The sequence below is a fragment of the Vibrio sp. B172a genome, assembly GCF_030248355.1.
In the GTDB taxonomy this organism is placed as follows: domain Bacteria; phylum Pseudomonadota; class Gammaproteobacteria; order Enterobacterales; family Vibrionaceae; genus Vibrio; species Vibrio owensii.
The window spans coordinates 52,160-74,786 of the sequence record NZ_JAHGAC010000020.1 but is presented as its reverse complement, the minus strand read 5'-3'; the positions used below and the strand labels follow the sequence as shown (position 1 = coordinate 74,786).

Here is a 22,627-nt window from a genome sequence, read left to right as displayed (position 1 = left end):
CTTCCTGAAAATAGTCGAGTTAGAATTTTGCCGTATTGTAGATCATGCAATCAGCTACGACTAGTTTTCTTGCGGAAAAGAGGCATTAGAAGAAAAAATTTGAAGCAAAACAAAAAACAGTGCGAACGACTGACCGTTAATCTTCGTCCTCAAAGCTCAGCGCGTAGCTGATTTGGTCAAAACTGTAGCCACGATATTGCAGAAATCGCACCTGTTTAGCGTACTCTTTCTGGTCTTTGGCTTTTATTCCTTTGAATTTCTTCTCAGCAGCCATTCTTGCCAGTTCAAACCAATCTTGGGGCTCTTCTGCCATCGCCATATCAATGATGGATTCTGCCACACGCTTTTGATTCAATTCTTGACGAATACGGCGCTCACCGTGACCTTTGTAAACATGTTGGCGCACTTGGCTTTTGGCGTAACGCAGGTCATCTAAATAGTTGTGGTCGAGACAAAAATTAATGGCCGCTTCGATGTCAGCCTCTTCATACCCTTTTAGAGCCAGCTTTTGGTATAACTCGTATTGCCCATGATCTCGACGGCTCAATAATTGGATAGCCGCTTCTTTGCTAGATAGAGTCGGTGCTTGACGCTTTTGGTACATGGTGATCCTAAAACTGTTTTTGCTGTACAGGCTTTATAACAATCGCAAGTAAATAACCGCTCACTCTAGCTTACCAACGCGCTAGTTCTGATCGCTTGCCTACCCTAATTGATATTAACCTAGCCTTTGTTTTTTGATTTCAGCAGATACAACAAAGCCCCGCATAGCAGGGCTTTGTTCAATATGATTCAATCAGAAGCTTAAAACTCTTCTTCTTGCTCTGATTTTTCACCTGATTCTGGTGCTTCAGGTAGTGCTGGTGAAAGTAGCATTTCACGCAGTTTAGTATCGATAGTCTTACCGATTTCTGGGTTTTCGCGTAGGTAGTTACAAGCGTTTGCTTTACCTTGGCCAATCTTGTCGCCTTGGTAGCTGTACCATGCACCCGCTTTTTCAACTAGCTTGTGCTTCACGCCTAGATCAATCAGTTCGCCTTCACGGTTGAAGCCTTGGCCGTACATGATTTGCGTGTTTGCTTCTTTAAACGGTGCAGCAATCTTGTTCTTAACAACTTTGATGCGCGTTTCGTTACCTACTACTTCGTCACCTTCTTTGATTGCGCCAGTACGACGGATATCTAGACGAACAGAAGCGTAGAACTTAAGTGCGTTACCACCTGTTGTTGTTTCTGGGTTACCGAACATCACACCAATCTTCATACGGATTTGGTTGATGAAGATACACATACAGTTAGATTGCTTTAGGTTACCCGTTAGCTTACGCATCGCTTGAGAAAGCATACGTGCTTGAAGACCCATGTGGCTGTCGCCCATTTCGCCTTCGATCTCTGCTTTTGGTGTTAGTGCTGCAACTGAGTCGACAACCATAACGTCAATCGCACCAGAGCGTGCAAGTGCGTCACAGATTTCTAGCGCTTGCTCACCAGTGTCTGGCTGAGAAACCAATAGTGCATCGATATCAACGCCAAGTTTCTTTGCGTACACAGGATCTAGAGCGTGCTCTGCATCGATAAACGCACAAGTTTTGCCTTCACGTTGCGCAGCAGCAATAAGTTCAAGAGTTAGCGTTGTTTTACCTGAAGATTCTGGACCGTAGATTTCTACGATACGACCCATTGGTAGACCACCAGCACCCAAAGCGATATCAAGAGAAAGAGAACCCGTTGAGATGGTTTCTACGTCCATTGCGCGGTTATCACCAAGGCGCATGATAGAGCCTTTACCGAATTGCTTTTCAATTTGACCTAGCGCAGCGGCGAGCGCTTTCTGTTTGTTCTCGTCCATTACTTTCTCCGATTTATTCATCTTCTTTGGGCGACGAATAGTAATTCATTTTTCTTAAGCAGAAGAACTGCTCAGCAATGAAAGTCATTATACTGTTGATTCATACAGTGTCTATACCTGTATGAAAAAAATTTGGCTGACCTACAGCTGTGATTTGCTCTAGCCCTTATCAACGCTGGGCTAAGACAATTTCACAAATTCTAAATCAGATGTTGATGCAATTGAGTCAGTGCATGCTCGACTGCTTTTTTGCGAACTTCTGCACGGTCACCAGTAAAATGCATGGTTTCGACTTGCTGCCAATTTTGATTATCAGCAAAAGCAAAGCAGACCGTTCCGACAGGTTTCTCTTCACTGCCTCCTCCCGGGCCAGCGATACCACTGATGGATACGCCGATGGTTGCGTTGGAGTTTTTAATTGCGCCCTGCACCATTTCAATCACAACAGGCTCACTCACTGCACCGTGCGCTTCTAACGTTGAAGCTTGTACACCAAGCATCTCCATTTTGGCTTCATTACTATAAGTAACGAACGCGCGATCAAGCCACGCAGAACTACCAGCAATGTCAGTAATAGCGGTTGCGACACCGCCACCCGTGCATGATTCTGCGGTGGTTAAAACATGTCCATGCTTAGCCAATAATGCGCCGAGATCGGCACTCAATTTTGTTGCTCTTTCCATAGCCAAAAATGCCCTTTGTCTCTTTTTACTTGATAGGGATTCACGTATCCTAAGCCGCTACGGAAATAAACAAAAGTACTTACCTGTGAAAGCTGAACAAAAACATACTCCGATGATGCAGCAATATCTCAAGCTAAAGGCTGAGAACCCAGAAATCTTGCTGTTCTATCGCATGGGCGACTTCTACGAACTCTTCTACGACGATGCAAAACGTGCATCTCAATTGTTAGATATCTCGTTGACCAAACGCGGCGCATCGGCAGGTGAACCAATTCCTATGGCTGGCGTCCCATTCCACGCTGTTGAAGGTTATCTGGCTAAACTTGTTCAACTAGGTGAGTCTGTTGCGATCTGTGAACAGATTGGTGACCCAGCGACAAGCAAAGGTCCGGTTGAGCGTAAAGTAGTGCGTATCGTCACTCCAGGTACGGTGACCGACGAAGCACTGTTGTCTGAGCGTATCGACAACCTGATTGCAGCAATTTACCAACACAATGGTAAGTTCGGTTACGCGACATTGGATGTGACTTCGGGTCGTTTCCAACTAGTCGAGCCAGAAACCGAAGAAGCAATGGCTGCTGAGTTGCAGCGCACGGCACCTCGCGAATTACTCTTCCCTGAAGATTTTGAAGCAGTTCACCTCATGTCTAGCCGAAACGGTAACCGTCGTCGCCCGGTCTGGGAATTTGAGCTCGATACCGCTAAGCAGCAGTTGAACCAACAATTTGGTACGCGCGATTTAGTAGGCTTTGGTGTTGAGCACGCTTCATTGGGCCTGTGTGCTGCGGGTTGTTTGATCCAGTACGTGAAAGATACTCAGCGTACTGCCCTACCGCACATTCGTTCGTTAACGTTTGATCGCCAAGATCACTCAGTCATTCTTGATGCCGCAACACGTCGCAACTTAGAGCTGACGCAAAACCTGTCAGGCGGCACTGATAACACGCTAGCTGAAGTGCTCGATCACTGTGCGACCCCAATGGGCAGCCGTATGCTGAAACGTTGGTTGCATCAGCCGATGCGCTGCGTCGATACTCTCAACAACCGTCTTGATGCAATTGGTGAAATCAAAGACCAAAGCTTGTTTACCGACATTCAACCGATCTTCAAGCAGATTGGTGATATTGAACGTATCCTTGCTCGTTTGGCGCTTCGCTCGGCACGCCCGCGCGATATGGCTCGTCTACGCCATGCGATGCAGCAATTGCCAGAGTTGGAAGCAGTCACTTCTTCTCTAGCTCACCCATACCTTAAAAAGCTGGCTCAATTTGCTGCACCAATGGACGAGGTATGTGACTTACTTGAGCGCGCAATCAAAGAAAACCCACCAGTGGTTATTCGCGAAGGTGGTGTGATTGCAGAGGGCTACAACGCTGAGCTGGACGAATGGCGAAAGCTTGCAGACGGCGCAACCGAGTATCTTGAAAAACTTGAAGCAGACGAGCGTGAACGTCATGGTATCGACACCCTAAAAGTTGGCTACAACGCCGTACACGGTTTCTTCATTCAGGTTAGTCGTGGTCAAAGCCATTTGGTTCCACCACACTATGTACGTCGCCAAACGCTGAAAAACGCAGAACGCTACATCATTCCTGAGCTGAAAGAACACGAAGACAAGGTACTAAACTCTAAGTCAAAAGCGCTAGCAGTTGAGAAAAAACTGTGGGAAGAGCTGTTTGATTTGTTGATGCCAAACCTTGAGAAGATGCAAAACCTTGCTTCGGCGATTTCTCAGTTGGACGTACTACAAAACCTAGCCGAGCGTGCAGATTCACTTGATTACTGTCGCCCAACATTGGACAAAGAAGCAGGCATTAGCATTCAAGCAGGTCGTCACCCTGTCGTGGAGCAAGTGACAAGCGAACCATTTATCGCGAACCCTATTGAGCTAAGCTCAAACCGTAAGATGCTGATCATCACCGGTCCAAACATGGGCGGTAAATCGACCTATATGCGCCAGACTGCGTTGATTGCTTTGATGGCTCACATTGGTTCATACGTACCTGCAGAATCAGCTCATATCGGTTCTTTGGATCGCATCTTTACCCGTATCGGTGCATCTGATGATTTGGCATCTGGCCGTTCAACCTTCATGGTAGAAATGACTGAAACAGCCAACATTCTTCACAATGCTACCAAGAACAGCTTGGTTCTGATGGATGAGATCGGTCGCGGTACCAGTACTTACGATGGCCTGTCTTTGGCATGGGCAAGTGCGGAATGGCTTGCAACTCAGATTGGGGCAATGACGCTATTCGCAACCCACTACTTCGAACTGACTGAGCTGCCAAACTTACTGCCAAATCTAGCCAATGTTCACCTTGATGCGGTAGAGCACGGTGACAGCATTGCCTTTATGCACGCGGTACAAGAAGGCGCGGCAAGCAAGTCTTATGGTCTAGCGGTTGCTGGTTTAGCGGGTGTTCCAAAACCAGTCATCAAGAATGCGCGTCACAAACTGTCTCAGCTTGAACAATTAGGTCAAGGAACTGACTCACCTCGTCCGAGTACTGTTGATGTGGCAAACCAACTCAGTCTGATCCCTGAACCTAGTGATGTTGAACAAGCATTGTCGAACATCGATCCTGACGATCTAACGCCGCGTCAGGCACTGGAAGAGTTATATCGCTTGAAGAAGATGCTCTAGTTTCTGTACTGACACAGTAAAAAGCAAAAAGGCTATGGTCACCCATAGCCTTTTGTTTATTCTGAACTCGCCTCTACAGCACTTCTACCTAATCATCTTCTACGTTGAACAAGTTTTCCATGTTCAGACCTTGCTTAATCAAGATCTCGCGTAGTCGACGCAAACCTTCCACTTGGATCTGACGAACACGTTCGCGTGTTAGACCAATTTCACGTCCCACTTCTTCAAGCGTTGATGGCTCATAACCAAGCAGACCAAAACGACGTGCCAGCACTTCTTTCTGTTTTGGATTCAGCTCTTCTAGCCAATGGATCAATGAAGATTTGATGTCATCGTCTTGAGTGGAAACTTCAGGATCCGAGTTGTTTGCATCAGGAATGATATCCAATAGCGCTTTCTCGCCGTCACCACCGATTGGTGTGTCAACAGAACTGATGCGCTCGTTGAGGCGAAGCATTTTGCTTACGTCTTCTACTGGGATATCTAACTGTGCAGCGATCTCTTCTGCTGTTGGTTCATGGTCGAGCTTCTGAGAAAGTTCACGCGCAGTACGCAGATAAATGTTCAGCTCTTTAACCACATGAATTGGCAGACGGATCGTACGAGTTTGGTTCATCAACGCACGTTCGATCGTTTGGCGAATCCACCACGTCGCGTAAGTTGAAAAACGGAAACCGCGTTCTGGATCGAACTTCTCGACCGCACGGATCAAACCTAGGTTACCTTCTTCAATAAGATCAAGAAGCGCAAGACCACGGTTGCTGTATCGACGAGAGATCTTCACTACAAGACGCAAGTTACTTTCGATCATACGTTTGCGAGCAGCTTCATCGCCACGCAGCGCACGTCGAGCATAAAGTACTTCTTCTTCTGCAGTGAGTAGTGGTGAGAAACCAATTTCGCCCAAGTAGAGCTGTGTTGCGTCTAAGCTCTTACTGCTCGCGTCAAATTCTTCGCGCGCCGCTGATTTGGTTCCAGTAGATGTTTTTGCAGGTTCGTTTGAAATGCCTTCCGATTGTGCATTGTCGTAGTCGAACTCTTCAACTTTGGTTACTGTGTTGCTGATACTCATAACGCCTCCCCCTGGCGAGTTAGCAAGACATGACAACTCAATATGCCGCTAAATGATGTCGCAAGTTGTTATTCAAAGTTTTACGGTAAATAGCGCTTTGGATTCACTGATTTACCTTGATAACGAATTTCAAAATGTAGTTTTACGGATTTAGCACCTGAACTACCCATGGTTGCTATTTTTTGTCCGCTCTTAACACTTTGTCCTTCTGATACCAGCAGTCTGTCGTTGTGTGCGTATGCGCTTAAATAATTGTCGTTATGCTTCACTATAATTAGGTTGCCATAACCTCGTAGCGCATTACCCGAATAAACGACGGTGCCAGCTGCGGTTGAAACGATAGGTTGACCACGCTGTCCCGCGATGTCGATACCTTTATTTCCTTGTTCTCCCGCTGAGAAGTTACTGATTACTCTCCCTTTTGTCGGCCATAACCATTTCGAGACTTTTTCATTTTTCGCGGTGGTTGTTGGCGGTTTCGGTTTAACATTCTGATTACCTTTTGACCCAACATACTCCTTTGGTTTGGATTGTTCAACCTTCTTTGGCGGCTGTTTTTGTGCAACCTGAGTCGTAGTTGTCTTAGGTTTCTGAGTAGAGCTTTTACTTGAATTTGACGCCTTTGACGTTGTTGATGTTTTAGTCACCGGAGCAGGTTTTGCTGCAACTACAGGAGCGACAACGGGTTCCACTTTGTGGCCATATTTAGGGGCCACATATTTCGGAGCCCAAAGTTTCAACCTCTGGCCCGGAAAAATCGTGTAAGGAGCAGACAATTCATTGTAACGAACTAGATCATTTACATTCTTATCTGTGACGTAGGCTATAAAATAAAGGGTATCACCTTTCTTTACTTCGTAATAACTCCCTCTATAACTGCCACGCTCAACCGTCGAGTAATCTTTATTTAGGCTTGAAACAGGTGCAGGTGAATGAGCCGCGCAACCAACAAGTCCCGCAGCCAACAAACAGCTAATAACAAAACGATGTAATAACTTCTTCACCTAGTCTTTAACCTTTAAGCTAAATCACCTGCAACTAGTGGCACAAATCTTACCATTTCTACCACGGTCGACAGATATTGTTCACCCTGACGTTCAATTTTTAATAGTTGTTGCTCATCGTCACCCACCGGAATGACCATCTTTCCGCCTTCTTTTAGCTGCGATAAAAGTGCTTGGGGAACACTCTCCGCGGCGGCAGTGACGATAATCGCATCGAAAGGACCTTTGCCTTCCCAACCAAGCCAACCATCACCATGTTTAGTCGATACATTATAAATATCGAGTTGCTTCAGACGGCGCTTCGCATCCCATTGCAAGGATTTGATGCGTTCAACGGAATAAACATGATCGACAATTTGAGCGAGGACAGCGGTTTGGTAACCTGAGCCGGTACCAATTTCTAATACATTGCTGTTCGACTTTAGATCCAACAGTTCTGTCATTTTCGCGACGATGTAAGGTTGAGAAATAGTTTGTCCCTGACCAATCGGCAACGCATTGTTGTCGTATGCTTGGTGCATCATCGCTTGTGAGACAAAGCTCTCACGTGGCAAACGATAAATTGCATCCAACACGCGTTGATCACTGATGCCACTGGAGATAAGAAACGCTATCAACCTGTCAGCATGTGGGTTACTCATTAATTCTCTTCCTTTAACCAACTATCCATTGCACGTAATGACTCATGAGCTGTTAAGTCGACTTGTAGCGGCGTGATTGAAACAAAGCCATGTTCAATCGCGTAAAAGTCCGTACCAATACCAGCATCTTGCTCTTTACCCGGAGGGCCGAGCCAATAAATATCATGTCCGCGCGGATCTTTCTGCTTGATCATATTCTCAGCGTGATGACGAGCACCTAAGCGAGTCACTTCAATCTCACCAAGCTCTTCAAATGGAAGATCGGGCACGTTTACATTCAATAAACGGTTAGTTGGGATCGGACGAACCAAGTGTTGCTCAACCAGCTGACGCGCAACTTTCGCAGCAGACTCAAAATGCTGTTTGCCGACGAGGGAGAAAGCAATGGCCTGTACACCAAGGAAGTGCCCTTCCATCGCCGCAGCGACTGTACCAGAGTACAGCACGTCGTCACCTAAGTTGGCACCATGATTGATGCCTGACAGCACGAGGTCTGGCAGGTCATCTTTCATCAACTCATTCAGCGCGAAGTGGACACAGTCAGTTGGCGTCCCCTGCACAGAGAAGGTTTTCGGCGCAATCTCAGTAACGCGTAGTGGCTGCTCCAACGTTAGCGAGTTAGAAGCACCTGAACGGTTTCTGTCTGGTGCTACAATTGTCACTTCAGCAATGCTTCTTAGCTCATCAGCAAGCGCATGAATTCCCTGAGCATGAACACCGTCATCATTACTGAGCAGTATTCTTAATGGCTTCGCGTTGTGTGAATCCATTTCCATTAATATTCTCTTTCTACCTTTTCTTCGATAACCAATTCGCGCACGATTGAAGTCGCAAAGGAGCCCGCATCCAGCGAGAACGTCATTGTGATATTGTTACCATCGACAGTCCAAGCTAAGTCTTGTGGCTTGAGTGCGATATCACGGCGGTCATGACGCATACGGTTACCGCGAATCAGTGCCATCAAATCTGGTTCTTCATCTAAGAACGGTTGCTCTAAGGTTAGCGCATCCGCTTGAGTCGGTAGTGCGTTATCGCCTGCCAGTGCAGCAGTGATCGCCACTTCACCTTGAGCAAACTGTGCTTGTAGATCTGCCATGTTACTTGCATCAACAAACTGAGTGCCAGAAGCTGTCTGCGCCACATCACCGTCGATAAACTTATCAAACACACCATTCTCTAGGCGAGCTGAAACGATGCGGTTGAAGATCCACGAGCGAGCCGCCGACAAATACATGCTGCGCTTGTTTTGGTTGCGGGTACGAACGTTCTCGCGTCCCCATCGACGTGCTTCTTCAAGGTTGTTGCCATCGTTACCAAAACGCTGACTACCAAAGTAGTTTGGCACACCCACTTGTTTCACTTTTTCAAGACGTTGCTCAACATCCGCAACATCTGTCACTTCAGACAAAGTAACCACGAACTCGTTCCCTACTAAGTCACCAGGACGCAGTTTTTTGTTGTGACGATCCGTTGCAAGGATTTCGATGCTCGGGTATTGCGCCAAAAATGCTGAAAAGTCTGGTGTTTCACCTTTTGGTAAATGCACGCTTAGCCACTGTTCAGTCACAGCATGACGGTCTTTAAGACCTGCCCAGCTGACGTCTTTCGACTTAACACCACAGGCTTTAGCTAACTCGTTAGCAACAAAGCTGGTGTTCTCACCGGTTTTACGGATACGAACCATTAAGTGCTCGCCTTCACCCGTAAAGGCAAAACCTAAATCTTCGCGAACCTGAAAGTGCTCTGGTTGCGCTTTGATTTTTGCAGATGCAACTGGCTTACCTGTTAGGTAAGCCAATGAAGATAAAATGTCTGACATGATGTGTTTCCGCTGATATCACAGCTTAGAGGAGCAAATTGCTAGTTATTGCTTAAACAGAAGTACAACCGCTTCCGTTGCAATGCCTTCTTTGCGTCCAGTAAAACCAAGACGTTCTGTCGTCGTCGCTTTTACGTTAATGTTGTTAATGTCGGTTTCCAAGTCTTCGGCAATCGCTGCGCACATGGCTTCAATGTACGGAGCCATCTTAGGCGCTTGTGCAATGATAGTGATGTCAGCATTACCAAGTCGGTAGCCTTGTTCTTTGACTCGACGGTATACGTCTTTCAATAATTCACGGCTATTCGCGCCTTTCCATTTGTCATCCGTATCAGGGAAGTGGCGACCAATGTCACCCGCTGCGATCGCTCCTAACAAAGCATCACTCAACGCATGTAGTGCGACATCACCATCAGAATGAGCAATCAAACCTTGTTCGTAAGGAATCGCTACACCACCGATGATTACCGGACCTTCACCGCCGAATTTATGTACGTCGAAACCATGACCAATTCGAATCATTTTCTATCCTTTCTTTATTCGCCGCGCTCACGGCTTAGATAAAACTCGGCTAACGCAAGATCTTCTGGCTGAGTAATTTTTATATTATTCGCATTCCCTTGAACAAGTGCCGGCTTTTCGCCTAACCATTCCAAAGCCGAGGCTTCATCAGTGATGGTTGCACCTTGTTCTAATGCGTCAGCCAGTGCTTGAGTAAGCTGCTGAGTTTTAAACATTTGTGGGGTTAGTGCATGCCACAATGCTTCTCTATCTACCGTATGATCAATATCTTGTGCTGCGTTTGCTCGCTTCATTGTGTCTCTCACTGGAGAGGCAAGGATGCCACCTGTTGGGTGTGCGCTACAAACGTCGATCAAATGGTCAATATCGGATGTGAGTACACATGGCCTTGCTGCGTCGTGAACTAAAACCCACTCGCTCTCAAGATGTGTTCTTACATAGTTTAGCCCTGAAAGCACAGAATCTGCCCTTTCTTTACCACCAGCCACACGAATCACGTCTGGGTGCTGGGCAATGGACAGTTCAGGGTAGTATGGGTCACCGTCAGTAATCGCTACGACAACCTTAGAAATTTTTGGGTGAGAAAGCAGTTTTTCCACGGTATGTTCCAATACCGCTTTGCCGTCAATCAACAAGTACTGTTTTGGACGGTCTGCCTTCATTCGACTACCGACGCCAGCAGCTGGCACGATAGCAATATGAGATGGTGAAGTAGCCAACATCTTATTGTTCATCCTCACCTACGATTCGGTAGAAGGTTTCGCCATCTTTGACCAAACCAAGTTCGTGACGCGCACGTTCTTCGATCGCATCAAGGCCTTGTCGTAAGTCATCAATCTCAGCGAACATCTCGTTATTACGAGCTTGCAGCTTGCTGTTTACTTGCTGCTGCACTTCAATTTCATCTTCTACTGTGTAGTAGTCAGACACCCCGTTTTTGCCAAACCAGAGGGTATATTGAAGCCAGCCAAACAGTAACGTAAGGGCTATAACAAAGATTCGCATATCGTTGCTAACATTCTGTACCGGAAGGGATTAGATAAGGTGACATATATAGCATAAATGCGTGGTTGGCTCTAGGGCAGAAAAAGAGACTCACACGCTCCTTACAGGAAAAAAGCAGCAAAATGAAACAAAGAGACTTCCCTACTCTCTCCCTCCTCGTTCTATCGAATGACAAATGAACGTAAGCGAAAGACATCAAAAAGCAAAGCCTGTTCTCATATATCCGAGTGAACTGCCTCGAAGAGCCAAGTCCACTCGCACCTTTCGAAGCGAAGCGTTCCCATATGTCAGATACAAAAACACCCCGCCAAGGCAGGTTGTCTTTAAGAGCTTTAAGTTAAGCCGTTAACCCAGTTAAGGATTAAGCTTGACCTTTAACTTCTTTGAGACCGCTTCCTTGAAACATGGAGGAGCGCGCTCACTTAGAGCTTCCGTCATATAAAAAAACGCCCCGCAAGTGCGAGGCGTTTTCAAAAGCTTTAAGTTAAGCGGTTAATTCAATTAAGAATTAAGCTTGACCTTTAACTTCTTTAAGACCGTTGAAAGGAGCGCGCTCACCTAGAGCTTCCTCGATACGGATTAGTTGGTTGTACTTAGCAACACGGTCAGAACGGCTCATAGAACCAGTTTTGATTTGACCTGCAGCTGTACCTACCGCTAGGTCAGCGATAGTTGCATCTTCAGTTTCGCCAGAACGGTGAGAGATTACTGCTGTGTAACCTGCGTCTTTAGCCATCTTGATTGCAGCTAGAGTCTCAGTTAGAGAACCGATTTGGTTGAACTTGATAAGGATAGAGTTAGCAACGCCTTTCTCGATACCTTCAGCAAGGATCTTAGTGTTAGTAACGAATAGGTCGTCACCTACTAGTTGAAGCTTGTCACCTAGTAGTTCAGTTTGGTGCTTGAAGCCAGTCCAATCAGACTCGTCTAGACCGTCTTCGATAGAAACGATTGGGAATTGGTTAGCTAGCTCAGCTAGGTAGTGGTTGAACTCTTCAGAAGTGAAAGTTTTACCTTCGCCTTTCATGTTGTAGATGCCAGCTTCTTTGTCGAAGAACTCAGATGCAGCACAGTCCATAGCTAGAGTAACGTCTTTACCTAGTTCGTAACCAGCAGCTGCAACAGCTTCTGCGATAACTTCTAGAGCTTCAGCGTTAGACTTAAGGTTAGGAGCGAAACCACCTTCGTCACCAACTGCAGTGCTGTAGCCTTTAGACTTAAGAACTTTAGCTAGGTTGTGGAATACTTCAGCACCGATACGTAGACCTTCTTTAAGAGTCTTAGCACCAACTGGTTGGATCATGAACTCTTGGATGTCAACGTTGTTGTCTGCGTGCTCACCACCGTTGATGATGTTCATCATTGGTAGAGGCATAGAGAACTGACCAGCTGTGCCGTTTAGCTCAGCGATGTGCTCGTATAGAGGCATGCCTTTAGCTGCTGCTGCAGCTTTAGCGTTTGCTAGAGAAACAGCTAGGATAGCGTTCGCACCGAACTTAGATTTGTTTTCAGTGCCGTCTAGTTCGATCATTACTGCGTCGATTGCAGCTTGGTCTTTAGCGTCTTTGCCAACTAGAGCTTCAGCGATTGCGCCGTTTACAGCTTCAACAGCTTTAAGAACACCTTTACCTAGGAAACGTGCTTTGTCACCGTCACGTAGCTCAAGAGCTTCGCGAGAACCAGTAGATGCGCCAGATGGAGCTGCTGCCATACCTACGAAACCGCCTTCTAGGTGTACTTCAGCTTCTACAGTTGGGTTACCACGTGAGTCGATGATTTCACGACCTAGAACTTTAACGATCTTAGACATTAATGTTTCCTCTCGTTTCAAATATAAATGTCAATTTTAAAGGGCAGCAGTACAACCTTTGCCGCTGCCCGTATCCTTTTACTTCTCGAATTCGCCGCGAGCGTTTTGGCCAGCAGCTTTAACGAAACCTGCGAATAGTGGGTGACCATCGCGAGGCGTCGAGGTGAATTCTGGGTGGAATTGAGCCGCTACAAACCATGGGTGAGCTGGGTTCTCAATCATTTCCACTAGTTTCTTGTCCGCTGATAGGCCAGATACTTTCAGACCTGCTTTTTCGATTTGCGGACGAAGATTGTTGTTTACTTCGTAACGGTGACGGTGACGCTCATGAATTGTCGCGTTACCGTATAGTTCACGAGCTTTCGTACCTTTCTCTAGGTGACATAGCTGTGAACCAAGACGCATCGTACCACCTAGGTCAGACGTTTCAGTACGTTCTTCAACTTTACCTTCGCCGTCTACCCATTCAGTGATCAAACCTACCACAGGGTATTTAGTGTCTTTGTTAAATTCTGTTGAATGTGCACCTTCCATACCCGCTACGTTACGCGCGTATTCGATAAGTGCTACTTGCATGCCTAGACAGATACCTAGGTAAGGTACTTTGTTTTCACGAGCGTATTGTGCTGCGCGAATCTTACCTTCGATACCACGGTCACCGAAGCCACCAGGTACTAGGATTGCATCTAGACCTTCAAGTACTTCTACGCCTTTCGTCTCAACATCTTGAGAGTCTACGTATTTAATTGTGACGTTTAGACGGTTTTTCAAGCCTGCGTGTTTAAGTGCTTCGTTTACTGACTTGTAAGCATCTGGTAGTTCGATGTATTTACCGACCATACCGATAGTTACTTCGCCAGTTGGGTTCGCTTCTTCATAGATAACCTGTTCCCATTCAGACAGGTCAGCTTCTGGTGCGTTGATACCAAAGCGAGCACAAACTAGGTCATCTAGACCTTGAGACTTAACAAGTTGAGGGATCTTGTAGATTGAATCTACGTCCTTCATTGAGATTACCGCTTTCTCAGGAACGTTACAGAATAGCGCAATTTTCTTACGCTCGTTCGCTGGGATCATACGATCAGAGCGGCAAACAAGAATATCTGGTTGGATACCGATAGATAGCAGCTCTTTAACAGAGTGCTGAGTTGGCTTAGTTTTCACTTCACCTGCAGCTGCTAGGTAAGGAACTAGCGTTAGGTGCATGAACATTGCGCGTTCACGGCCTAGTTCTACAGCAAGCTGACGGATAGCTTCCATAAATGGTAGTGATTCGATATCACCTACCGTACCACCGACTTCAACGATAGCAACATCATGGCCTTCAGAACCTGCGATTACGCGGTCTTTGATAGCGTTAGTGATGTGAGGGATAACCTGAATGGTTGCACCTAGGTAATCGCCGCGACGTTCTTTACGTAGTACGTCTGCATAAACACGACCAGCAGTGAAGTTGTTACGCTTAGTCATCTTGGTGCGGATGAAACGCTCGTAGTGACCAAGGTCAAGGTCAGTCTCTGCGCCATCTTCCGTAACGAACACTTCACCGTGTTGAGTTGGGCTCATTGTGCCTGGATCAACGTTGATGTAAGGGTCAAGCTTCATCATAGTCACTTTTAGACCACGAGCTTCTAGAATAGCTGCAAGAGATGCTGCTGCAATACCTTTACCTAGAGAGGATACAACCCCGCCAGTAACAAAAATGTAATTTGTCGTCATGTTTAACCTGAAATTGGTTGAATGAGGGAAATGGAGTGCTTCTGGACGGGACGTAAATATACCAGAAGCTCCTAACCGCCACAACGTGAAATCTATCACACCGTAATTTTTTATTTTTTGCTTCAAATCAAAGTCGAGTATTCATGCAATTTCAGCTTTGCTCTTCTCGTTTCACTTCATCCCACATTGAATCGAGTTCATCTAGAGTAAAGTCTGTGAGCTGCTTACCGTGCGCTGCAACTTTAGTTTCCACGCCTTTAAAGCGTTTCGAGAACTTTAAGTTGGCTTTTGCCAGTGCCACTTCAGGGTCTTTCCCTAGGTGACGAGACAGGTTCACGGTAGCAAATAAAAGATCGCCTAATTCAAGTTCGACTTTTTCCTCATCCGGAGTAATTTGAAGCGCTTCTTCCATCACCTCTTCAATTTCTTCCTGCACTTTTCCGACGACAGGGCCAAGCGAGTCCCAATCGAAACCAAATTTCGCGCACTTTTTCTGGATCTTTGTAGCACGCGAAAGCGCAGGTAGAGAGTTTGGTATTGAGTCTAGAATACTTTCTTCAGCTTTGCCTACTTGCGCTTTCTCTTTGGCTTTTTCTGCTTCCCAGTTTGCGTTAATCGCTTCTTCAGAATCGAATTCTACTTCTGAAAAAACATGTGGATGGCGACGCGTCAGTTTCTCATTGACGGTTTCCACCACATCAGAAAAGTCGAATAGTCCCTGCTCTTTCGCCATTTGGCTGTAGAAAATCACTTGGAACAATAAGTCACCCAACTCTTCTTGCAAGTTCGGCCAATCGCGGTTTTGAATCGCATCCACTACTTCGTAGGTTTCTTCGATAGTGTGCGGAACAATGGTGTCGAAGGTCTGCTTTAAATCCCAAGGGCAACCGCTTTTTGGGTCACGCAACTTCGCCATGATTTGTTCTAACTGTTCAATTGGATGACTCATTTTCTGTTCCTTTAAACCTTTCTATCTAAAGAAAAAGGTGAGCAGTCAAAACCACTCACCTTTAATTTGTTTTCTAACTGTTTTTACTAAGTAGTTGGTTCTTCTGGCAAGGCAGTAAGCTTATGAGACCCATGAGCATAGCTTGCCTATGAGATTGGGCCACATAAGTGCAGCTAACGCCGCTAGAAAGCCAAATACGACGTAAAAATTAGCCTAAGCGTTTCACCGACATTACATCCTTAATTTGCTCAACACGCTTCGAAACTCGTGAGAACACTTCAAGGTTGGTCACTTCAAGGTCAAAGTCCATGATCGACATTTGCGTGCGGTAATCGACGCGGCTCTTCATACTGGTGACTTTGATTTTCTCGTTCGCAAATAGCGTTGTGATGTCTTTAAGTAGACCGCCGCGCTCCATTGCTTCAACACGAACCGTCAAGATGTAAGAACCGACAAAGCCGCTACCCCAAACAGTATCAATGATACGTTCTGGTGCGTGATGACGAAGCTCCTCAAGTTGCTCACAGTCACTGCGGTGGACCGAAATACCACGACCTTGGGTGATGTAACCTGCGATTTCATCACCAGGGATCGGCTGACAACAGCGCGCTAGGTGCGTCATTAAGTTATCAACGCCCTCTACTACGACTGCATCTTTCTTCGGACGACTCTGTGCTGGCGCGCGACTTTCTGCTTCTTGCAGTTTTTCTAGCGCTTGCTGGTCTTCTTCTTCCGCGGTCGGTTTGTTCACCAATGCGTTAATGTGGTTGATGATCTGGTTAATACGTAAGTCACCACTACCAATACCAACATACAACTCATCAGCACTATTAACGTTAAAGCGTTTCAGTGCGTAGTTATCAGCGTCTTTCAGTGTTGCACCGATTTTCGCCAGTTCGTGTTCTAGAATTTCACGACCCGCTTCTAGGTTCTTCTCACGGCTTTGCTTACGGAACCAAGCGTTGATCTTCGCACGCGCTCGGCTTGACGTCACAAAGCCTAGCGATGGGTTTAACCAGTCTCGCGAAGGGTTTGGTTCTTTCTGGGTGATGATTTCAACCTGATCGCCCATTTGCAGTTTATGAGTGAACGGTACGATACGACCCGCTACTTTGGCACCGATACAACGATGCCCCACTTCTGAGTGAATGTGGTAAGCGAAGTCTAATGGGGTTGCGCCCATCGGTAGGTCGACGACATCACCGCGTGGGGTAAAGGCATACACGCGGTCATCAAATACCTGACTACGCAGCTCATCCAACATCTCGCCAGAGTCGGACATCTCTTCTTGCCAATCCAGTAGCTTACGTAGCCATGTGATCTTCTCATCGTAACCGCTGCGGCTGCTTGCGCCTTCTTTGTACTTCCAGTGCGCTGCAACACCTAGCTCCGAGTCTTCGTGCATCTCTTTAGTACGAATCTGGATCTCGATGGTCTTGCCTTCAGGGCCAAGAATCACGGTATGGATAGACTGGTAACCGTTTGGTTTCGGGTTCGCAACGTAATCGTCGAACTCACTTGGTAAGTGTTTGTATTTGGTGTGAACCACACCTAGAGCGGCATAACAGTCTTGAAGTTTGTCAGCGATGATACGTACCGCACGTACGTCAAACAATTCATCAAACGCTAGACTCTTCTTCTGCATTTTGCGCCAGATACTGTAGATGTGCTTTGGACGACCACTGACTTCTGCGTTGATGCCGCATACGGTCATTTCTTGGGTAAGGTCGTCGACAAAGTCTTTGATGTATTGTTCACGGACAATACGACGCTCAGCCAATTGCTTCGCGATTTGCTTGTAGGTTTCTGGTTGTTGGTAGCGGAAGGCATAATCTTCGATTTCCCACTTCAACTGACCAATACCAAGGCGGTTTGCCAGAGGCGCATAGATGTTTGCACACTCTTTTGCCGCTGCACGACGAACTTCGTCCGGCGCTTTTTTTACTTCAATCAGGTTGCAAATACGTTCTGCCAGCTTGATGACCACGCAGCGGAAATCATCCACCATGGCCAACAGCATACGACGAACGTTATCTACTTGAGACGAGGCAGCACCACCATCCATTGTTACATTCAGTTGACCAATTGCCGCCATTTCATCGACGCCATCGATCAGCTTAATGATTTCTTTGCTGTATTTTTCCTCAAGGAGTTCTCTATCAAAAGCACCACTTGAGACCAAAGGGAACAGTTGCGCAGCGACGAGTGTCGCTTTATCCATCGACAAGGTGATCAAGATTTCGATCATCTCTCGTCCACGCCACAACAAAAGCTCCGCCTGCTCGTGGTTCGCCAAAATCGATTGGCAATCACGATACACTTCGGTTAAGCGTTTCGCTGTGTTCTTCTCTTGACCTAGGCTAGCCACCCAGTTTTCAAGTTCAAACTGTTCATCTTGGTTTAAATGCGCGCTTCTTACCGCAACCATCTCATCATCCTAATTATTATATTTGTGTGGTTTGACTAACACCATCCAGGTTAGTTCTTGTGCCAAGCTTTAAGCGTTGGCTTATTGACCACCCACCACGTGTAAGTGATCAACAAAGTCCCAATTATCAGGACTTTTCAAACAGTGCCATCGATTCTAGATGGCTGGTATGAGGGAACATGTCCAGCATACCTAATCTGGTTAATTGGTAGCCTTGCTCCAGCAAGCTCTGGCTATCCCTTGCAAGGGTAGCAGGATTACACGAAACATAAACTACACGCTGTGCGCCAAGCGCAGAAACTTGATCGATGATCCCACTCGCGCCAGCGCGTGCCGGATCAAGCAGCACTTTGTCGAATTGTTCAGCCGCCCAAACTTGTCCTTCAAAATCCTGCTCAAGGTTAGCGTGATAAAATTGCGCGTTATTGATTTGGTTCAAAGATGCATTATTTGCCGCCTTTTCCACCATTTCTGCCACACCTTCTACGCCAACCACGTGTTTTGCACGTTTTGCGATAGGTAAACTGAAGTTACCCAAGCCACAGAACAAATCTAACACTCGTTCATCACTTTGTGGGTCTAACCACTCTACTGCCTGAGCAACCATTTTCTGGTTTACCGTTTGGTTCACTTGAATAAAGTTATTTGGCGTAAATGGCACGGTGACACCCGCTTCTTGATAGAAAGGCACTTCACCTTCAATCAAATCAAGCTGATCGGTTTCTGGCATCAAGTAGAGCGATGCATTGTGACGCTTCGCCAATTCCACCAACGAGTTGGTTTCTTTTTCAGTCAGTTTGCTTAGATGACGCAATGTTATGCATGGACCATTATCGCCTAGCACCAACTCTACGTGACCAAGTTGCTCTGGCTTCTTAAACGCTTTTAACGTCGAGTAGATTTCTGGCAATAGCACATTCAACTCAGGTGCGAGCACTGGACAATCCGTCACTTGCGCGATTTGTTTACTCTGTTTCTTGCGGAAACCAAAGTGCAACTGACGAGTCTTTTTATCCACGAACAAGCTCACACGAGCACGGCGACGGTAGCCAAGAGACTCCCCCAACACCGGCGCATCCAACTCGATATCACTGCCGGCAAATTTTCTCATCAACTGACGAAGCGTTTGCTGCTTGTGCGTCAATTGTTGGTCATAGTTCAGATGCTGCAGGTCACAGCCACCGCATTCATGGTAGTGCGGACAAAATGGCTCCACGCGAGCGTCACTCGGTTTAAGGATTTTAATCAACTTACCACGAGCGAACTTGCTCTTTTCTTCCACCAATTGGGTTACCACTTCCTCACCCGGTAGCGCACCATCAATAAACAATGGTTTCTTCTTAAGGTAAGCAATGCCTGCGCCGTGGTGATCCAAACGCTCCACTTGTACCGCTTGGTGGCGGGTATTCAGTTGCGTTTTCTTTTTAGGTTGAAAGATACGTGCCATGCTCTGTGCCTGATTTGTGTCTAATTGCTCTACTGCTTCACTATTCTTGATTGCAGCCGTTGTGTGATTCGAGTGACTTGATTATGCTTACCGTTTATCCGGTGACGTCACTTCTTTGCTCAAGGCTTTATCGTGCGCTTGAGAAATAATGCGTTATTTTCCCATATCCAGACTCCGATGTAATTAGATAACATGACCAGATATGGCTTAAGAGCACGTGTAATTACACTAACTCTCGCTCCCACTCTCATTATTGGTTTATTACTGAGCGGCTTTTTCTCATTTAACCGCTACCAAGACCTCGAGAAACAAGTTATCACCACAGGCAATAGCATCATCGAACCGCTTGCGATTGCCAGTGAAACTCACCTACTTTCCGAAAGTCGCGAAGCCGTTCGTCGTCTTATCAGTTACGCCCATCGCAAAAACTCGAAACTGGTTCGTAGTATCGCGGTGTTCGATGAAAATCATGAGCTTTTCGTCACTTCTAACTTCCATCCCAATTTTGAAGCTCTGATGTTCCCGAAGGATAAGCCTATCCCTCAATTAGGCAATTCAGAAATCTTCGATAACTCGCTAATTCTGCGCGTGCCGATTCTATCTGAAGGTCACTATCTTTCGGAGCTCTCAAATGAGAATCAGGGCACAAAAGCCATCGGCTACATCGCAGTAGAAATGGATCTTTCGTCACTTCGATTGCAGCAATACCAAGAAGTGTTCTCTGCGTTCTTAGTATTGATCCTCGGTCTTGGTCTCGCGAGTGTGTTCGCCTCTCGCCTCATGCATGACGTTACTCAGCCGATCACGCACATGAAGAACGTTGTTGACCGTATTCGTCGTGGTCACCTTGATGTGCGTATCGAAGGCAAAATGCACGGTGAATTAGACCAACTGAAAAACGGTATCAACGCCATGGCGGTCTCGCTGTCGGAATACCACGTTGAGATGCAGCACAGTATAGACCAAGCGACATCAGACTTGCGTGAGACTCTGGAACAGCTAGAGATTCAAAACGTGGAGTTGGACATCGCCAAGAAGCGCGCCCAAGAAGCAGCACGTGTGAAATCCGAATTCTTAGCGAACATGTCTCACGAACTTCGTACTCCATTGAATGGCGTAATTGGCTTTACCCGCCAAATGCTGAAAACACAGCTTTCGAACAGCCAAACGGATTACTTGCAGACCATTGAGAAGTCGGCAAACAACCTACTGAACATCATCAACGACATCCTCGACTTCTCGAAACTAGAAGCCGGTAAGCTAGCACTGGAAAACATTCCGTTTGAATTCCGAGAGAGCCTAGAAGAAGTAATCAACCTACAAGCTACCAGCGCGCACGAGAAAGGTTTAGAAATCACCTTGAAAGTGGATCCGAAGATCCCGCAAGGCTTGGTGGGTGACCCACTTCGTATCCAACAAATCCTCACTAACTTGGTCGGCAACTCCATCAAGTTTACTGAGCGCGGTAACATCGACATCAGCGTTGAGATGCGCTCACAATCCGGTGATTCGGTCGAATTGCAATTCATGGTGCGCGATACTGGTATTGGTATCTCTGAACGTCAGCAAGCGCAGTTGTTCCAAGCGTTTAGCCAAGCGGATGCGAGTATTTCACGTCGCTATGGCGGTACCGGTCTGGGTCTGGTTATCACCCAGAAACTGGTGAGCCAGATGGGCGGCGAAATAAGTCTAACCAGTCGCCTACACCAAGGTTCAACCTTCTGGTTTACGGTTCGCTTGCACTCAACTGAAATGCCAATGAGCGATCTGATTGAAGTCGAACTACTAACTGGTAAGCAATTGCTGTTGGTTGAACCAAACATGCAAGCGGCCTCAGTGACACAGCAGATCCTAAGCCAAGAAGGCATTCTGGTAACCTACCGCTCTTCACTGCCTGAAAACGACGAGAACTACGATTACGTCTTGTTGAACTTGGCCGCTAACCAAACCTACGACGAACAATCGGTAGCGTCATGGATTGAGCAAGCCAAACGCATGGCGCCGAGTGTAATCATGGGTACGCCGAGTACCGAACTGGCACTGGCAGACCAAGTGATGAACGATCATCAGATCCAATGTCTGACCAAGCCATTATCACGCCGTAAGCTTCTACAAAGCCTAATCACGGACCATGTAGAAACACCACAAGCGGTAATTGCTCCAATTGAGCCTGTGGTGAATGAACGCTTACCACTTACGGTACTTGCGGTTGATGATAACCCGGCCAACTTGAAACTAATCTCTGCGCTACTAAAAGAGCGAGTAGAAACAGTAACGGCGTGCAGCAATGGTCAGCAAGCGGTGAATCTCGCGACTGAGAAGAAATACGATCTGATCTTCATGGACATTCAAATGCCATTGATGGACGGCGTGACGGCTTGTCAGCACATTAAAGAGCTAGAGCTGAACAAAGACACCCCTGTGATTGCGGTAACCGCGCATGCCATGGCGGGCGAACGTGACCGACTACTGGCAGCGGGTATGGATGACTACCTAACCAAGCCAATTGAAGAGCATGTACTACAACAGGTTTTGGTTCATTGGAATCCAAATACCTGTACTGAGAGTGTCGACAAAATCGCGCCATCGTATGTCGAACCTGTTGTGGAAACTGCGCCACCAGCACCAGAAAAACCACAGCAAGACGTCATCATCGACTGGCAAGCAGCGTTAAAGCAAAGTGCCAACAAAGAAGACTTAGCCAAAGACATGCTGCGCATGCTGATTGATTTTATTCCTGAGGTGGAAGAAGTGGTCGATCAAGCATTAGAGCAAGAAGACTTCTCGCGTGATGACCTTATCCATGTGGTGCATAAACTTCACGGCAGCAGCTCTTACTGCGGTGTGCCAAGATTGAAGTCATTGTGTGCAACCTTGGAACAAGCGCTGCGCTCAGGGGCTAGTATTGAAGACATCGAGCCAGAAATGTTTGAACTGCAAGATGAGATGATAAAGGTCACTAGCACCGCGAAACTCTATCTTGAGCAGTAGAGAATGACGTCATAAATCAGAGCAATAAAAAAGCCAGAGCAT

18 protein-coding genes are annotated in these 22,627 nt (G+C 46.6%); 2 read left to right on the top strand and 16 right to left on the bottom strand.

Annotated features, from left to right (window positions below; genetic code table 11):
* Positions 1–136: 136 nt before the first annotated feature.
* The 3 genes from recX to pncC all read right to left on the bottom strand — a co-directional run bounded on the left by recX (position 137) and on the right by pncC (position 2,531).
* Positions 137–604, bottom strand: coding sequence for a recombination regulator RecX (recX, locus tag KIT90_RS18395; protein WP_005425358.1), 468 nt, complete (start codon positions 602–604; stop codon positions 137–139).
* Positions 605–804: 200 nt separating this feature from the next.
* Positions 805–1,848, bottom strand: a complete 1,044-nt coding sequence (recA, locus tag KIT90_RS18390) for a recombinase RecA (RefSeq protein ID WP_005436413.1) — start codon at positions 1,846–1,848, stop codon at positions 805–807.
* A 200-nt stretch (positions 1,849–2,048) separates the two neighbouring features.
* A complete protein-coding gene (gene pncC / locus KIT90_RS18385) occupies positions 2,049–2,531 on the bottom strand; it encodes a nicotinamide-nucleotide amidase (RefSeq protein WP_009707585.1) in 483 nt (160 codons plus the stop codon).
* Positions 2,532–2,616: 85 nt separating this feature from the next.
* Between pncC and mutS the strand changes: the two genes are divergently transcribed.
* The gene (gene mutS, locus KIT90_RS18380; RefSeq protein WP_132697857.1) at positions 2,617–5,178 is read left to right on the top strand and encodes a DNA mismatch repair protein MutS; all 2,562 of its coding nucleotides are present in this window, start codon (positions 2,617–2,619) and stop codon (positions 5,176–5,178) included.
* Between the two features lie 88 nt (positions 5,179–5,266).
* Here the strand turns inward: mutS and rpoS are convergent, their stop codons facing one another.
* The 13 genes from rpoS to rlmD all read right to left on the bottom strand — a co-directional run bounded on the left by rpoS (position 5,267) and on the right by rlmD (position 19,594).
* Positions 5,267–6,250: an RNA polymerase sigma factor RpoS gene (gene rpoS, locus KIT90_RS18375; RefSeq protein ID WP_009707587.1), complete on the bottom strand. Its 984-nt coding sequence runs from the start codon at positions 6,248–6,250 to the stop codon at positions 5,267–5,269.
* A gap of 80 nt (positions 6,251–6,330) precedes the next feature.
* Positions 6,331–7,254: a peptidoglycan DD-metalloendopeptidase family protein gene (locus tag KIT90_RS18370; protein WP_005436421.1), complete on the bottom strand. Its 924-nt coding sequence runs from the start codon at positions 7,252–7,254 to the stop codon at positions 6,331–6,333.
* Positions 7,255–7,268: 14 nt separating this feature from the next.
* Positions 7,269–7,895 carry a protein-L-isoaspartate(D-aspartate) O-methyltransferase gene (locus tag KIT90_RS18365; RefSeq protein WP_005436423.1) on the bottom strand — a complete coding sequence of 209 codons (627 nt, stop codon included), beginning with the start codon at positions 7,893–7,895 and terminating at the stop codon, positions 7,269–7,271.
* Positions 7,895–8,671 carry a 5'/3'-nucleotidase SurE gene (gene surE / locus KIT90_RS18360; protein ID WP_005436425.1) on the bottom strand — a complete coding sequence of 259 codons (777 nt, stop codon included), beginning with the start codon at positions 8,669–8,671 and terminating at the stop codon, positions 7,895–7,897. Before surE ends, KIT90_RS18365 begins: the two co-directional genes overlap by 1 nt.
* Positions 8,671–9,714 (bottom strand): tRNA pseudouridine(13) synthase TruD, encoded by a 1,044-nt coding sequence (gene truD, locus KIT90_RS18355; RefSeq protein WP_285377921.1) that lies wholly within the window; start codon positions 9,712–9,714, stop codon positions 8,671–8,673. The genes surE and truD overlap by 1 nt, the downstream gene beginning before the upstream one ends.
* Positions 9,715–9,759: 45 nt before the next feature.
* A complete protein-coding gene (gene ispF, locus KIT90_RS18350) occupies positions 9,760–10,236 on the bottom strand; it encodes a 2-C-methyl-D-erythritol 2,4-cyclodiphosphate synthase (protein WP_005436430.1) in 477 nt (158 codons plus the stop codon).
* Between the two features lie 14 nt (positions 10,237–10,250).
* On the bottom strand, positions 10,251–10,958 hold the full coding sequence (ispD, locus tag KIT90_RS18345; RefSeq protein ID WP_285377961.1) for a 2-C-methyl-D-erythritol 4-phosphate cytidylyltransferase: 708 nt from the start codon (positions 10,956–10,958) through the stop codon (positions 10,251–10,253).
* A 1-nt stretch (position 10,959) separates the two neighbouring features.
* Positions 10,960–11,241 (bottom strand): cell division protein FtsB, encoded by a 282-nt coding sequence (ftsB, locus tag KIT90_RS18340; RefSeq protein WP_005436434.1) that lies wholly within the window; start codon positions 11,239–11,241, stop codon positions 10,960–10,962.
* Positions 11,242–11,749: 508 nt separating this feature from the next.
* Positions 11,750–13,051, bottom strand: coding sequence for a phosphopyruvate hydratase (gene eno / locus KIT90_RS18335; protein WP_009707595.1), 1,302 nt, complete (start codon positions 13,049–13,051; stop codon positions 11,750–11,752).
* Between the two features lie 78 nt (positions 13,052–13,129).
* A complete protein-coding gene (locus KIT90_RS18330) occupies positions 13,130–14,770 on the bottom strand; it encodes a CTP synthase (RefSeq protein WP_009707596.1) in 1,641 nt (546 codons plus the stop codon).
* A 151-nt stretch (positions 14,771–14,921) separates the two neighbouring features.
* Positions 14,922–15,719 carry a nucleoside triphosphate pyrophosphohydrolase gene (gene mazG, locus KIT90_RS18325; RefSeq protein WP_039841946.1) on the bottom strand — a complete coding sequence of 266 codons (798 nt, stop codon included), beginning with the start codon at positions 15,717–15,719 and terminating at the stop codon, positions 14,922–14,924.
* 208 nt (positions 15,720–15,927) lie between these two features.
* Entirely contained in the window at positions 15,928–18,147 is a 2,220-nt protein-coding gene (gene relA / locus KIT90_RS18320; RefSeq protein WP_005436441.1) for a GTP diphosphokinase, read from the bottom strand.
* A 127-nt stretch (positions 18,148–18,274) separates the two neighbouring features.
* The gene (rlmD, locus tag KIT90_RS18315; RefSeq protein WP_285377918.1) at positions 18,275–19,594 is read right to left on the bottom strand and encodes a 23S rRNA (uracil(1939)-C(5))-methyltransferase RlmD; all 1,320 of its coding nucleotides are present in this window, start codon (positions 19,592–19,594) and stop codon (positions 18,275–18,277) included.
* A 192-nt stretch (positions 19,595–19,786) separates the two neighbouring features.
* Here rlmD and barA point away from each other — a divergent pair, with 192 nt between their 5' ends.
* The gene (barA, locus tag KIT90_RS18310; protein WP_285377916.1) at positions 19,787–22,585 is read left to right on the top strand and encodes a two-component sensor histidine kinase BarA; all 2,799 of its coding nucleotides are present in this window, start codon (positions 19,787–19,789) and stop codon (positions 22,583–22,585) included.
* Positions 22,586–22,627 lie beyond the last annotated feature (42 nt).

Excerpts from the sequence above, each read along its gene's own strand:
- recX (WP_005425358.1), bottom strand. The coding sequence starts at position 604 with ATGTACCAAAAGCGTCAAGCACCGACTCTATCTAGCAAAGAAGCGGCT.
- recA (WP_005436413.1), bottom strand. The coding sequence starts at position 1,848 with ATGGACGAGAACAAACAGAAAGCGCTCGCCGCTGCGCTAGGTCAAATT.
- pncC (WP_009707585.1), bottom strand. The coding sequence starts at position 2,531 with ATGGAAAGAGCAACAAAATTGAGTGCCGATCTCGGCGCATTATTGGCT.
- rpoS (WP_009707587.1), bottom strand. The coding sequence starts at position 6,250 with ATGAGTATCAGCAACACAGTAACCAAAGTTGAAGAGTTCGACTACGAC.
- KIT90_RS18365 (WP_005436423.1), bottom strand. The coding sequence starts at position 7,895 with ATGAGTAACCCACATGCTGACAGGTTGATAGCGTTTCTTATCTCCAGT.
- surE (WP_005436425.1), bottom strand. The coding sequence starts at position 8,671 with ATGGAAATGGATTCACACAACGCGAAGCCATTAAGAATACTGCTCAGT.
- truD (WP_285377921.1), bottom strand. The coding sequence starts at position 9,714 with ATGTCAGACATTTTATCTTCATTGGCTTACCTAACAGGTAAGCCAGTT.
- ispF (WP_005436430.1), bottom strand. The coding sequence starts at position 10,236 with ATGATTCGAATTGGTCATGGTTTCGACGTACATAAATTCGGCGGTGAA.
- ispD (WP_285377961.1), bottom strand. The coding sequence starts at position 10,958 with ATGTTGGCTACTTCACCATCTCATATTGCTATCGTGCCAGCTGCTGGC.
- ftsB (WP_005436434.1), bottom strand. The coding sequence starts at position 11,241 with ATGCGAATCTTTGTTATAGCCCTTACGTTACTGTTTGGCTGGCTTCAA.
- eno (WP_009707595.1), bottom strand. The coding sequence starts at position 13,051 with ATGTCTAAGATCGTTAAAGTTCTAGGTCGTGAAATCATCGACTCACGT.
- KIT90_RS18330 (WP_009707596.1), bottom strand. The coding sequence starts at position 14,770 with ATGACGACAAATTACATTTTTGTTACTGGCGGGGTTGTATCCTCTCTA.
- mazG (WP_039841946.1), bottom strand. The coding sequence starts at position 15,719 with ATGAGTCATCCAATTGAACAGTTAGAACAAATCATGGCGAAGTTGCGT.
- relA (WP_005436441.1), bottom strand. The coding sequence starts at position 18,147 with ATGGTTGCGGTAAGAAGCGCGCATTTAAACCAAGATGAACAGTTTGAA.
- rlmD (WP_285377918.1), bottom strand. The coding sequence starts at position 19,594 with ATGGCACGTATCTTTCAACCTAAAAAGAAAACGCAACTGAATACCCGC.
- barA (WP_285377916.1), top strand. The coding sequence starts at position 19,787 with ATGACCAGATATGGCTTAAGAGCACGTGTAATTACACTAACTCTCGCT.